Annotated in this window: 16 protein-coding genes and 1 riboswitch; of the genes, 15 read left to right on the plus strand and 1 reads right to left on the minus strand. The window is 67.1% G+C overall.

The features are described from left to right. Nucleotides 1-41: 41 nt before the first annotated feature. Entirely contained in the window at nt 42-629 is a 588-nt protein-coding gene (locus ACIQCN_RS02515; protein ID WP_400603392.1) for an alpha/beta fold hydrolase, read from the plus strand. A gap of 70 nt (nt 630-699) precedes the next feature. Here the strand turns inward: ACIQCN_RS02515 and thiC are convergent, their stop codons facing one another. Then, nucleotides 700-2505 (minus strand): phosphomethylpyrimidine synthase ThiC, encoded by a 1806-nt coding sequence (gene thiC, locus ACIQCN_RS02520; RefSeq protein ID WP_400609258.1) that lies wholly within the window; start codon nt 2503-2505, stop codon nt 700-702. Continuing rightward, nucleotides 2500-2607: riboswitch (TPP riboswitch) on the minus strand. It overlaps the preceding gene by 6 nt. 79 nt (nt 2608-2686) lie before the next feature. On the opposite strand from thiC, the gene ACIQCN_RS02525 reads away from it, so the two are divergent. The 14 genes from ACIQCN_RS02525 (at nt 2687) to ACIQCN_RS02590 (ending at nt 12906) form a co-directional block, all read left to right on the plus strand. Further along, nucleotides 2687-3784 (plus strand): amidohydrolase family protein, encoded by a 1098-nt coding sequence (locus ACIQCN_RS02525; RefSeq protein ID WP_400603394.1) that lies wholly within the window; start codon nt 2687-2689, stop codon nt 3782-3784. 64 nt (nt 3785-3848) lie between these two features. After that, nucleotides 3849-4745 (plus strand): VOC family protein, encoded by an 897-nt coding sequence (locus ACIQCN_RS02530; protein ID WP_400603395.1) that lies wholly within the window; start codon nt 3849-3851, stop codon nt 4743-4745. Nucleotides 4746-4835: 90 nt separating this feature from the next. Then, nucleotides 4836-5276 carry a hypothetical protein gene (locus ACIQCN_RS02535; protein ID WP_400603396.1) on the plus strand — a complete coding sequence of 147 codons (441 nt, stop codon included), beginning with the start codon at nt 4836-4838 and terminating at the stop codon, nt 5274-5276. Nucleotides 5277-5475: 199 nt separating this feature from the next. Continuing rightward, the gene (rpsP, locus tag ACIQCN_RS02540) at nt 5476-5898 is read left to right on the plus strand and encodes a 30S ribosomal protein S16 (RefSeq protein WP_377215965.1); all 423 of its coding nucleotides are present in this window, start codon (nt 5476-5478) and stop codon (nt 5896-5898) included. A 1-nt stretch (nt 5899) separates the two neighbouring features. Beyond that, a complete protein-coding gene (locus tag ACIQCN_RS02545; RefSeq protein ID WP_377215966.1) occupies nt 5900-6142 on the plus strand; it encodes an RNA-binding protein in 243 nt (80 codons plus the stop codon). Nucleotides 6143-6247: 105 nt separating this feature from the next. Further along, nucleotides 6248-6793 carry a ribosome maturation factor RimM gene (gene rimM, locus ACIQCN_RS02550; protein WP_400603397.1) on the plus strand — a complete coding sequence of 182 codons (546 nt, stop codon included), beginning with the start codon at nt 6248-6250 and terminating at the stop codon, nt 6791-6793. Further along, entirely contained in the window at nt 6794-7588 is a 795-nt protein-coding gene (gene trmD / locus ACIQCN_RS02555) for a tRNA (guanosine(37)-N1)-methyltransferase TrmD (RefSeq protein WP_400609260.1), read from the plus strand. It abuts the gene before it with no gap. 221 nt (nt 7589-7809) lie between these two features. After that, complete coding sequence (gene rplS / locus ACIQCN_RS02560; protein ID WP_377215969.1) at nt 7810-8169, plus strand: 50S ribosomal protein L19; 360 nt, start codon at nt 7810-7812, stop codon at nt 8167-8169. A 79-nt stretch (nt 8170-8248) separates the two neighbouring features. Next, nucleotides 8249-8926 (plus strand): signal peptidase I, encoded by a 678-nt coding sequence (gene lepB / locus ACIQCN_RS02565; RefSeq protein ID WP_400603399.1) that lies wholly within the window; start codon nt 8249-8251, stop codon nt 8924-8926. After that, complete coding sequence (gene lepB / locus ACIQCN_RS02570; RefSeq protein WP_400603401.1) at nt 8927-9742, plus strand: signal peptidase I; 816 nt, start codon at nt 8927-8929, stop codon at nt 9740-9742. Between the two features lie 2 nt (nt 9743-9744). Beyond that, on the plus strand, nt 9745-10530 hold the full coding sequence (locus ACIQCN_RS02575; protein WP_400603402.1) for a ribonuclease HII: 786 nt from the start codon (nt 9745-9747) through the stop codon (nt 10528-10530). Nucleotides 10531-10569: 39 nt separating this feature from the next. After that, nucleotides 10570-10896, plus strand: coding sequence for a DUF2469 domain-containing protein (locus ACIQCN_RS02580; protein WP_056335405.1), 327 nt, complete (start codon nt 10570-10572; stop codon nt 10894-10896). Between the two features lie 109 nt (nt 10897-11005). Further along, nucleotides 11006-11362 carry a YraN family protein gene (locus ACIQCN_RS02585; RefSeq protein ID WP_400609261.1) on the plus strand — a complete coding sequence of 119 codons (357 nt, stop codon included), beginning with the start codon at nt 11006-11008 and terminating at the stop codon, nt 11360-11362. Beyond that, nucleotides 11362-12906, plus strand: coding sequence for a YifB family Mg chelatase-like AAA ATPase (locus tag ACIQCN_RS02590; RefSeq protein ID WP_400609263.1), 1545 nt, complete (start codon nt 11362-11364; stop codon nt 12904-12906). Before ACIQCN_RS02585 ends, ACIQCN_RS02590 begins: the two co-directional genes overlap by 1 nt. Nucleotides 12907-12912: the final 6 nt, after the last annotated feature.

A 12912-nucleotide genomic window follows, 5' to 3' on the forward strand; every position in this document is an offset into this window, starting at 1 on the left:
GGCTCCGGCGTGCTGCCGGGGCCGTGGAATAGGGTGGGGTCATGGTCAAGCAACGCGTAGTGTTCGTGCACGGCGCCGGAAGCTTCGGCGCCGCTGCCTGGCCCCGCCAGCACGGCATGGCCCTTGCCTACGATGCCCTCTTCCTCCGGCGCCTCGGGTGCGATCCAACGGCCGGGCCGGCAGCGCCGTCCTTTGCCGGGGACGCCGCGATCATCCTTCGCTCGCTGCAGGACGATGGCCGCGGTGCTGCAGGCGGCCACGTGGTGGCCCACGCCCAGGGCGCCATTCCGGCAATGCTGGCCGCGGTGGAACGTCCTGACCTTGTCCACTCACTCGCCCTCGTGGAGCCGGCCTGCCTGTCCCTGACGGCGGACCTGCCTGCCACAGCGGCGCACCGGGCACAATTTCGTGAGTGCGCAGAGGCCCCGCTGCATATCGTTCCGGGTGTCCCCACCCTGGTGCTCACCGGAGGATGGGAGCCGCTGTTCGAGGAGATTGCCGGCTACCTGCGGGAAACCGGGGCCGTGCACCGCATTGCTGCCGGGGGGCACCGGCCGCACGATTCCGTTGAAGGTGACCGGACCATCCGGTCATTCATCCGCGAGGCCGGCAGGAGCCTCGCTGCGTAAGGCTGTCCGTCCTGCAGCCTGTGGCGGGGCGGAGCCCCCGTAACTGCCCCGCCCCGCCACTGTGTCCGGGTCAGCCGCCGGCCGGGACCTTCGGCTCCGGCAGGTAGACCTTGCCGCCTGCGGCCAGGAATTCCTGGCTCTTCTCCCGCATTCCGGAGGCCGCCTCCGCCAGTGCTGCCTGCGCCTCCGCGGACCCGTACTCGTCCCGGATGTCCTGGCTGATCCGCATCGAGCAGAACTTCGGCCCGCACATGGAGCAGAAGTGCGCGGTCTTGGCCGGTTCCGCCGGCAGGGTCTCATCGTGGAACGCCTCGGCCGTTACTGGGTCCAGGGACAATGCAAACTGGTCCCGCCACCGGAACTCGAACCTTGCCTTGGACAGGGCGTCGTCGCGTTCGTGCGCGCCGGGGTGGCCCTTTGCCAGGTCCGCCGCGTGTGCCGCGATCTTGTAGGTGATCACACCGGTCTTGACGTCGTCCTTGTTGGGCAGGCCAAGATGCTCCTTGGGCGTCACATAGCAGAGCATCGCGGTGCCGTAGCGGGCGATCTCGGTGGCTCCGATGGCCGAAGTGATGTGGTCGTAGCCGGGGGCAACGTCGGTCACCAGCGGTCCCAGGGTGTAGAACGGGGCGCCCTTGCACAGCTCCTGCTGCCGCTCCACGTTCTCCCGGACCAGGTGGAACGGGACATGGCCGGGGCCTTCCACCATGACCTGCACGTCGTACTCCCAGGCACGCCGGGTGAGCTCGGCCAGGGTGTCCAGCTCGGCGAACTGGGCGGCGTCATTGGCGTCCGCCGTGGCGCCCGGCCGCAGCCCGTCGCCGAGCGAGAACGCGACGTCGTACTTGGCGAAGATTTCGCAGAGTTCGTCGAAGTGCGTGTACAGGAAATTTTCCTGGTGGTGCGCCAGGCACCAGCCCGCCATGATGGAGCCGCCGCGGGACACGATGCCGGTGACCCGGTTGGCAGTGAGCGGAACATAGCGCAGGAGCACGCCGGCGTGCACCGTCATGTAGTCCACGCCCTGCTCGCACTGCTCAATGACGGTGTCGCGGAAGATCTCCCAGGTCAGCTTGTTGGCTTCGCCGTTGACCTTCTCCAGCGCCTGATAGATGGGCACGGTGCCAATCGGCACGGGGGAGTTGCGGATGATCCACTCGCGCGTGGTGTGGATATCATCGCCGGTGGAGAGGTCCATCACTGTATCCGCACCCCATTGGGTGGCCCACTGGAGTTTGTCCACTTCCTCCGCGATGGAGCTGGTGACCGCGGAGTTGCCGATGTTGGCGTTGATCTTCACCAGGAATGCCTTGCCGATGATCATCGGTTCCGATTCCGGGTGGTTGATGTTGTTGGGGATAATGGCCCGGCCCGCGGCAACCTCGCTGCGGACCAGTTCCACGTCGCAGTTTTCCCGCAGCGCCACGAAGCGCATCTCGGGCGTGATGATGCCCTGCCTGGCGTAGTGCATCTGGGTGACTGTCTTGCCTTCGACGGCGCGGCGGGGCACTGGCCGTGCGCCCTTCCACTCCGCGGAGGCTGCGCCGCGGCGGACAGCCGACCGGCCGTCGTCGAGCAGGTTCCGCTCCCGGCCGCTGTACGCTTCAGTGTCCCCGCGCGCCTCAATCCACTCGGTGCGGAAGGGCCGCAGGCCCCGGACCGGGTCGCTGCCCGGCCCGGCCGTCCGGTAGGCGCGGAACGGAGCGTTTGGCTCGCCGCCGGGGGAGTCCGACAGGGTAATCTCGGTGACTGGTACCCGAAGGCCCGACCCCCTGTCTTCCACGAAGGCGAGCGAGTGGGACTTCAGGGACTGGGTGGCAGGATCCCGGCCAGACGCATCGAGGGCAGGGTTCAGCTGTGTTTCTGGTGTATTCAAGGAATACTCACTTCCTTCGCCGGCATTACCCGGACAGGTTCGACGGTCGCAGGCTGCGTCAGCCCGATCTCAGCCCCTGCAGGGGCACCCGTGTGGTCAGGAACGAAGCTACCACAGGCCCCACGGGGAGCGGCGTCACATTCGCGGTGCTAGCCTGACCGGGCAGGATGAGAGGAGTTCCATGCCGGCGGTTATCCATTTCAGCGGACCGGTGCTCACGGGCCCGGACCGGGAAGTGCGCGGGCTGTGGTCCGTGGACGGCCGCCTGACCTTCCAGCGGCCCTCCGCGCGGCCTGACCACGTCCTGCCCGGCTGGGTGCTGCCGGGTTTCGTCGACGCGCACTGCCATATCGGCCTTGGGCCCGGCGGTCCCGTGGATGCGGACACCGCCGCAGCCCAGGCCCGGGCGGACCTCGCCGCCGGCACGCTGCTGGTCCGGGACGCGGGTTCCCCGGCTGACACGCGCTGGATGCAGGGCGGCAAGGAGTTTCCGGTACTGATCCGCGCCGGGCGTCACGTGGCCCGCACCCGGCGCTACCTCCGCGGGTTTGCCCGGGAAGTTGAACCGGAAGGCCTTGTCGAAGCGGTCCGGAAGCAGGCGCGCGACGGCGACGGGTGGGTGAAGCTCGTTGGCGACTGGATTGACCGCGGCGCCGGCGACCTGGCTCCGTCCTTTCCTGCCGCCGTCGTCCGCGATGCCATCCAGGCGGCACATGACGAAGGCGCCCGTGTCACCGCCCATTGCTTCGCCGAGGACACGCTGGACCAGATGCTGGACGGCGGCATCGACTGCATTGAACACGCCACGGGGCTCCTTCCGCGGCACCTGTCCCGCTTCGCCGAGCAGCGCGTGCCGATCGTGCCCACCCTGATCAATATCGCCACTTTTCCGGACATTGCCGCGCAGGCGCAGCCGAAATTCCCGCGCTACGCGGCCCATATGCTGGCGCTCTGGGAGCGCCGGGCGGAGCGCGTGGCGGAAGCGTTCGACGCCGGCGTGCGGGTTTTCGCTGGCACCGACGCCGGAAGCGTCATCCGGCACGGGCGGATTGCGGACGAGATCCTGGCGCTTCACGCCGCGGGCCTGCCGGCAGCGGCAGCGCTGGATGCCGCATGCTGGTCCGCGCGGCAGTGGCTGGGAGCGCAGGCCATCTCCGAAGGCGCGCGGGCGGATGTGGTGGTGTGCAGTGCGGATCCGCGGAGCCGGCCTGAAACCATCCGCCACCTGCAGCAGGTGGTACTGGGCGGCCGGATCGTCCACGACAGCGGAATAAATTGAAGCTTCAACTCATTTAATGGACAGGGCCGCCACCCGGGAGGCCGTAGGAGTTCGGAGTGTTCCAATGACCGCAGAAACCGTAAACCAGGACCTTCTTCCCGCCGGGCTCGGCATGGGCACGGTGATGCTCAAAGTGGGCGACATGAAGCTCATGACGGACTACTACCAGAAGGCGCTGGGCCTGGAAGTCGTGGCCGAACAGGATGGCGGCGTCTACCTGGGCCGCCTGGGCAGGCCACTGGTCCAACTGGCCCCGGCGTCCGGGCTCCACCTTCCCGGCAGGGGCGAGGCGGGCCTGTTCCACACCGCTCTGCTTTTCGAAACCAGGGAGGCGCTCGCCGCCACGATCGCCACGGCTGCCCGGTTCAACCCGCGGCTCTTCACCGGCAGCGCCGACCACCTTGTCAGCGAGGCCTTCTACTTCAACGATCCCGAAGGCAACGGCATTGAGCTCTACTGGGACCGCCCCCGCAGCAACTGGTCCTGGAACGGGACCGACGTGGTGATGGACAGCCTGGCGCTGCCGCCCCAGCACTACCTCGAGCGGTACCTCACCGAGGAATCCCTTGACGGGCAGCGCGCGACCGGTGCAGGAGTGGGCCACGTCCACCTTCAGGTGGGTGACGTGCAGACGGCGCGGGACTTCTACGTGGGCACCCTCGGCTTTGAAAAGACGGCGGGCTGGCACGGCCAGGCGCTCTTCGTCTCCGCCGGACGCTACCACCATCACATGGCCATGAACGTCTGGAACAGCCGCGGCGCCGGGCCGCGCAAGGACACCCTGGGGCTCGGTGAAGTGCTGATCGAGGTGCCGTCGGGGGACGACGTCGGCGCCCTGGCGGACCGGCTCAGGGTCGCCGGGGTGCCGGCGCACCACACCGGAGCGGAACTGCGGTTCGAGGATCCCTGGCGCAACCGGCTTCGGGTGGCCGTGCGCCGATCCGGCCCGGCCTTGTACTAGGCTGAAAACGGCCCGGCCAACAGCCGGAGCGGCGGGGGCGCCACGCGCCTCCGGCCGCGCCGTACCGACGACGGAACGAGGGTAATTCCCATGGGCTTCACCGAGATCTTTGTCGCCACGCACGACGCCGCCCTGAAGCGTGCCGGCCAGCTGGACGCAGGCGGAGCCGCTCCCGGCGGCCAGGCAGTGCGGATTCCGGACATCAGTGACTTCGAGGTCGAGCAGCTGGGCGACCTTGCCGGCAGGGCTGTGCACGCAGGCGGCGCCGACTACGAACTCACCATGGTTGACGTGGCCAGCGATTCGCTCCTGGCCGTGCCGCCGGCCATGGTCCGGGCCCTGGCGGACCTCCTCACCTATGAGACGGAAGGCGAGGGAAACGTGCTGGATGATGTTGCCGCGGAGTGGGCCGGGCAGGACGATATGCCGTTCGGGGCCGGGCAGTCACGGACCTACGTCGAACAGGTGGCCCGGCTGGCCGGCACTGTGGACGACGCTGACCGTACCTCGCTCTATGTGTGGTCGGCCTAAGCGCCGCATTCGCCCGGCAGGCCGCGCGGATGCAAAGTCGAAATCCATGCGCTGATCTGGCACAATGGACAGGTACTCGATCTGCGTGGCCCCTCTCTCCGCGTTTTGATCCTGTCCTTCGAGCCCGCAAGTACGGCCCGCCCCACGGGTGCAGAACGCCGGGTTCAACCCCTTTTCTGAAACAGGAGTGACCACAAAAGTGGCCGTAAAGATTCGCCTTAAGCGCTTTGGTAAAATGCGCGCCCCGTACTACCGCATCGTCGTTGCAGACTCACGCACCAAGCGTGACGGCCGCGCCATCGAGGAAATCGGCAAGTACCACCCCACCGAAGAGCCCTCGTACATCGAGGTCGACTCCGAGCGTGCACAGTACTGGCTGTCAGTCGGCGCCCAGCCGTCCGAGCAGGTTGCCGCAATCCTGAAGATCACCGGTGACTGGCAGAAGTTCAAGGGCCTCCCGGGCCAGGAAGGCACCCTGAAGACGAAGGCTCCGAAGGAAGCCTTCGTTGCCCCGGAAAAGGGTTCCGTGATCATCCCGGAAGCAATCACCAAGAAGGCCTCCAAGGCTGACGCAGCCGAAGCCCCGGCCGACGCCGAAGCAGAGACCACCGAGGCTGAGTAGATTGCTGGCAGAAGCGCTGGAGCACCTTGTCCGCGGAATCGTTGATTCCCCGGATGACGTCAAGGTCAATTCGAAGAACAACCGCCGCGGGGACACCCTCGAGGTGCGCGTTCACCAGGATGACCTGGGACGGGTGATCGGCCGCCAGGGCCGGACGGCACGCGCCCTGCGCACCGTCGTGGCAGCACTGGCCGGCGGCGAACCGGTGCGGGTCGACGTCGTCGACACCGACCGCCGCCGCTGAGCGCTCGGCAACATCAGTTTTGCTCCGGCCCCTCCACCGCAAGGTGGAGGGGCCGGAGTGCTTTTACCCCACCAACCAATACCCACAGAGCGAACAGAGGAACAGATGAAGCTTCAGGTGGCGCGAATCGGCAAACCCCACGGCATCCGCGGTGAAGTCACGGTCCAGGTCCTGACCGACGCACCCGAGGACCGTTTCGTTCCCGGCACCGGTTTCCTCGTGGAGCCTGCGTCCTCCGGCCCGCTCACGGTAGCCAGCGCCCGGTGGAACAAGGACATCCTCCTGCTCGCTTTTGAGGAAGTGGCGGACCGCAACAAGGCCGAGACGCTGCGCGGAGCAAAGCTGTTCATCGAGACGGCCGAACTGGACGAGGACGGCGATGAAGGCTGGTACGAGCACGAGCTCGTCGGCCTGGAAGCCCGCGTGGGAGAAGCCGTGGTGGGCAGGATTGCCGCGTTGAACACCATGCCGGTCCAGGACCTGCTGGTGGTGGCCACCCCGGAGGGCGACGAGATCCTCGTTCCGTTCGTGGAGGAGATCGTTCCTGAGGTCAACATCGACGAAGGGTACATCCTCATCACGCCCCCGCCGGGGCTGTTTGAACTCAACGCTGGGGAAGCTGCCACGGACGGCCCGGAAGGCAGCGCCTAGATGCGGATCGACGTCGTCAGCATCTTCCCCGACTACCTGGCGCCGCTGGACCTGTCGCTGATCGGCAAAGCCCGCCAGGACGGCCTGCTTGACCTGCACGTCCACGACCTTCGCAGCTTCACCACCGACCGGCACCGGACCGTGGACGATACCCCGTACGGCGGCGGCGCGGGCATGGTCATGAAACCGGAGCCATGGGCGCAGGCGCTGTCGGCTGTGGTCGAAGCCCGGCCCGAAGGTGCCCGGAAGCCGGTCCTGATTGTCCCTTCGCCCGCCGGCGAGCGTTTCACCCAGGCCCTTGCCTACGAACTCGCCGAAGAGGAGCACCTCACTTTCGCCTGCGGCCGTTACGAGGGCATTGACGAGCGGGTCTTCGAATGGGCGCAGGAGCACTTCGAGGTGCGCCCCGTGAGCCTGGGGGACTACGTCCTAAACGGTGGTGAGGTGGCGGTGCTTGCCATGGTGGAGGCCGTAGGCCGGCTCCTGCCCGGCGTGGTGGGCAATCCCGAATCGCTGGTGGAGGAATCCCACTCCGACGGATTGCTTGAGTACCCCGTCTACACGAAGCCGTCCCAGTGGCGCGGGCGCGAGGTTCCCGCCGTGCTGCTCAGCGGCAACCACGGCAAAATTGCCCAGTGGCGGCGGCACGAGCAATATCGGCGCACTGCGGAGCGCCGGCCCGACCTCCTGGAAGGGTTCGACGCCGGCAACCTCCCGCGTGCCGACCGTTCCGAACTGCATGTGCTGGGGTACGACATCGTGGCCGGCCGGCTGGTGCGCCGCCCGATTGGCTGATGCCCTCCGGGTGTGGCAAAATTAGTCCTTGTGTCTGCTGGGCCCGCACCTGCCACAGGGGGAGCGCCGCCAACAGCCTGACAACCTGCCGCTTCAATCGGTGAAGACGGCAGGACCAATTACCTTTCGGCTGGAATTTCCGCTGCACCGCCAGGTGTGCTGGCTTGCCCGCCGTGACCTAAAGTGAATGACCTGTGGCGTTCACCAGGAGTGCAAATACCATGCATATTCTCGACTCCGTCGACGCAGCCTCGCTGCGGAGCGATGTTCCCGTTTTCCGCGCCGGTGACACCATCAAGGTTCACGTGAACATCATCGAAGGCAAGAACTCCCGCGTCCAGGTCTTCCAGGGCTTCGTCCTGGGCCGCCAGGGCGACGGCGTGCGCGAAACCTTCACCGTCCGCAAGGTTTCCTTCGGTGTTGGCGTGGAGCGTACCTTCCCGGTTCACTCCCCGATCATCGAAAAGATCGAGGTTGTCACCAAGGGTGACGTCCGCCGCGCCAAGCTGTACTACATGCGTGCCCTGCGCGGTAAGGCCGCCAAGATCAAGGAAAAGCGCGACTTCAACACCGCCAAGTAGTCCTCCCGGACCACAGGCCGGACCCAGCCGTAGCCGGCCGGCGCCGGAGCACCCAGCACCAGCGCCCGAGGACACGGACATGGACCAGACAAAACGCCAGCCCCGCATCAGGGGCTGGCGTTTTGCGTTAGTAGTCCTGGGTACCGCGCTCGTAGCCAGCGGGCTGGTCAGGGCTTTCTGGATAGATGGTTACTTCATCCCGTCCCAGTCCATGGAGCCCGCCTTCCGGCAGGATGACCGGATTCTGGTGTCGAGGACAGCCTTCGAAGCGGAGCCCGTGCGCCGCGGCGATATCGTGGTGTTCGACGGCAGGGGAACCTTTGCGCCGCTGGAGAGCGGCCGTGGCCCGGTAGGCGAGGCCGTCACCGGTGCAGCCGCGTGGCTGGGCCTGGCCGGGAGCGACACGGTGTACATCAAGCGCGTCATCGGCGTCCCCGGCGACCTGGTGGCCTGCTGCGATCCAGCCGGCATGGTAACCGTCAACGGCGAACCGCTCGAAGAACCGTACATTTATCCCGGAGACGTGCCAAGCACCCTGGAGTTCGAGGCGCTGGTTCCGGCCGGCCGGCTTTGGGTGATGGGGGACCACCGGTCGGTTTCGGCGGATTCCCGCAGCCTGCTCGGCGCGCCGGGCGGAGGAATGGTTCCTGTGGGCCGGGTGCTGGGCCGGCCCGTCCAGATCATCTGGCCCCTTGATAGATTTGCACCAGTACCACGGCCGGCTGCGGCAGGCCCCAGCACACAGAACGGACAGTAGATGCCCGAGAACCACTCCCGCATGCCTGAACCACAGCCCGAGGGCGCCCCTGGCGCTTCCGGCGCGGAGCAGGCAGACGCGGCAGTGCCCGGCCTCGAAAACCGCGCGGAAAGCCGCGCTGCGGCCAAATCTGCCGGGAGGCGTGAGGCGCATCCGGTCATGACGTGGCTAAAAGAGATCGCCACGGTGATAGTCATCGCCGTCGTACTGTCCTTCCTTATTAAGACGTTCCTGTTCCGGGCGTTCTTCATCCCTTCCGAGTCGATGGTGGATACGCTGGATGTGGACGACCGGATCTTCGTAAACCTCCTGGTTCCCGAACCGTTCGCGCTCAACCGAGGCGATGTGGTGGTCTTCCGTGACACCAAGGGCTGGCTGCCCGCGGTGCCGGACAAGGCGGACGGGCCGTTCACCTGGGTGCAGGACGGCCTCACCTTCGTGGGCCTCTTGCCTGACAACTCCGAGCAGCACCTCGTCAAGAGGGTGATCGGGCTGCCTGGCGACCATGTCGTGTGCTGCGATGCCGGCGGTAAACTGACCATCAACGGAACAGCCATCGATGAGGGCTACATCAACCCGGCTGAAGTCCCCCAGGTACGGGAATTCGATGTGGTGGTGCCCGAAGGGAAAGTATGGGTCATGGGTGATAACCGGAACCATTCCGCTGACTCCCGTGCGCATATGGACGCGGACGGCGGCTTCGTCGACCTGGACGACCTCGAGGGCAAGGCGGCCGTCATCGCCTGGCCGCTGAACCGGATCACCGCCCTCGACAACTATCCCGACGTGTTCCGGAACGTACCGCCCGCGTCCTGACCATGCCTGCCGAGAACCAGACCAGCACCCCAACGCGCACCGCCAAAGTGGCTGCGGCGAAAACCCCTGCCAGCCGCAAGGCGCCCACCCTGCGGCACGAACGGACGTTCCGCAGCAGTGGGGTCCGATTCCTGGCAGGCGTGGACGAAGTCGGCAGGGGAGCGCTGGCCGGACCCGTGAGCGTAGGCATCGCGGTGGTGGACCTTGAGCGCCAGAAACCCCTGGCAGGGGTCCGGGACAGCAAGCTGCTGAGCGCCGCCGAACGGGAGCGGCTTGAACCGCTGGTCCGGCGTTGGAGCATCGCGTCGGCCGTAGGCCATGCCTCCGCGGCGGAAATCGACGCGCTCGGCATCATCGCCGCGCTTCGCCTGGCCGGTACGCGTGCATGGAGTACCGTCCTCGCTGCCGGCATCACGCCTGACATGGTCCTCCTGGACGGGAGCCACAACTGGCTTTCGCCGGCCGGGCAGCCGTCCCTCTTCGACGGACCTGTCCAGGACAGCGGGTGCGAAGCGCCCGTGCACACCAAGGTCAAGGCGGACATGCAGTGCCTCAGCGTTGCCGCCGCCAGCGTCATCGCCAAAGTGGAACGGGACCAGGCCATGCGGACCCTTCACGCCGAATATCCGGGCTTCGGCTGGGACGTCAACAAGGGATACGCCACCGCCCTGCACCGTGACGCCCTCCGGACTGAGGGTCCCACCCCCTACCACCGGGTGAGCTGGCGGCTGCTTGGCGGCGATCTGGAAGTACTGCAGGACGGGGAGCTCCAGGAGGCCGGGGCCTGACGGGCGCCCACGCGGCTGCCGATGGTGCAAGATGGAAGCATGAGTGCTGAGGATCTTGAAAACTATGAGACTGACATGGAACTGCAGCTCTACCGCGAGTACCGGGATGTTGTGGGCCTGTTCAGCTACGTAGTCGAGACCGAGCGTCGCTTCTACCTTGCCAACCACGTTGACCTCCAGGCGCGCAGCGCCGACGGCGAGGTCTACTTCGACCTGACCCTGCAGGACGCCTGGGTCTGGGACGTGTACCGCTCGGCACGGTTCGTCAAAAGCGTCCGCGTGCTCACCTTCAAGGACGTCAACGTCGAAGAACTGCCGCGCAACGAGGAACTGGCTCTTCCCAAGGACGTGGACCTGGGCAACTAACCTGGCCACTTCTCCTCCACATCCGCCCTTGGCAGGCGGCCTGTCCACATAGCGAAAGTTTCCTGCCCGCTGCTCCCCGCACCCCGCCAGGCTGGTGGTGGAGGTGGACATGAAATCCAAAGACGTGCTGGGCCGGCGGGGCGAAGAACTCGCGGCAGGCTATCTGGAATCGCTGGGCATGCTGGTGGTGGAACGCAACTGGCGCTGCGCTGAAGGCGAGATCGACATCGTGGCCCTGGACGGGGACGCCCTGGTCATTGCGGAAGTGAAAACCCGGCGTTCGCTCGACTACGGACATCCCTTTGAAGCGGTGGGGGCTGACAAGCTTGCCCGGCTCCACCGCCTCGGTACAGCCTGGTGCCGTGACCGGGAGCTGCGGATGCCCCGGCGCCGCGTGGACGTTATTGCGGTAGTGGACGACGGCGGCGGCGCGCCGCAGCTGGAGCACCTCAAGGGGGTGGGGTGATGGCGCTGGGCCGCACCTACTCCGTGGCGCTGCTGGGGCTGAACGGATACATGGTGGAGGTTGAAGCGGACATCGGCCAGACGCTGCCCGCATTCGTGATCCTCGGCCTTCCGGACGCCTCGCTTAATGAGGCCAAGGAACGCATCCGTTCGGCCGCCAAGAACTCAGGCATTCCGCTGAGCCGGCGCAAGATCACGGCCAATCTTATTCCGGCCTCACTGCCCAAGCGCGGATCCGGATTCGACCTCGCAGTCACCATGGCCGTGCTCCGGGCCGCCAACGACACCAGGCCGTCCGGGCGGACAGTCTTCATCGCCGAACTTGGGCTGGACGGCCGGCTGCGCCCGGTCCGCGGCATCCTTCCGGCGGTCATGGCCTCCGTCCAGGCCGGCTATCCCGACATAGTGGTGGCGCAGGCCAACTATGCCGAGGCCGCGCTGGTTCCCGGGGCCAACGTCCGCGGTTACCGGACCCTTGCCCGGGTCGCCTTCGATTTCGGAGCGAACCCGCAGGACCTCGCACTGGACTTCGAGCCCGAGGACGCAGACCAGGAAGGGGATGGCCCTCAGGAGTCCGGGGTGGTCCCGGACATGGCAGATGTCTCCGGGCAGGGCGACGCCCGCCGCGCCCTTGAGGTTGCAGCCGCCGGGGCCCACCACCTCCTGCTGACTGGCCCGCCCGGCGCCGGGAAGACCATGCTCGCCGAGCGGCTTCCGGGCCTGCTCCCGGACCTCGGGGACCAGGAATCAATGGAGGTCACGGCCATCCACTCGCTGAGCGGGCTGCCCTCCTCCGCAGTGCAGCTTTTGCGGCGGCCGCCGTTCGAAAACCCGCACCATTCCGCAACGCCGGCCGCCATTATCGGCGGGGGATCCGGCCTGCCCCGGCCGGGGGCAGCATCCCGGGCACACCGGGGCGTGCTGTTCCTGGACGAGGCGCCCGAATATGAGCGGCGCGTGCTTGATGCACTGCGCCAGCCGCTGGAATCCGGGGAGCTGGTGATCCACCGCTCGGCCGGGACCGCCGCGTACCCTGCCAGGTTCCAGCTGGTGCTGGCAGCAAACCCCTGCCCCTGTGGCAAAGCGTCCGGCAAAGGTCTTGAGTGCACCTGCACCCCAATGATGCGGCGCCGCTATCTTGCGCGGCTCTCCGGTCCGCTGTTGGACAGGGTGGACATTCAGCTGCGGGTCGAACGGGTTTCGCTGGCCGAATTCGGCCAGTCCGCAGCCGAGGAGGGCACTGCCGTGGTGGCAGGGCGGGTCAAGGAAGCCCGCGCCCGGCAGCTGGACAGGCTGGCGGCCTTCGGGTTGGAAACAAATTCCCAGGTGCCGGGCCGCATCCTGCGCGGTGATCTCCGCCTGGCCCCAGGCGCCACGCGGATCCTTGACCGGTCCCTGGAACGCGGCGTCCTCACGGCGCGCGGGTACGACCGCGTGCTCAGGCTGGCCTGGACCCTGGCGGACCTGGGGCACCGGGACGCTCCGGAGTCCAACGACATTGGTCAGGCCCTGGGCCTGCGGCAGGCAGCGGCGGCAGCGGCATGAGGGATA

Origin of the sequence: Pseudarthrobacter sp. NPDC092424 (assembly GCF_044754925.1) — a bacterium.
In the GTDB taxonomy this organism is placed as follows: domain Bacteria; phylum Actinomycetota; class Actinomycetes; order Actinomycetales; family Micrococcaceae; genus Arthrobacter.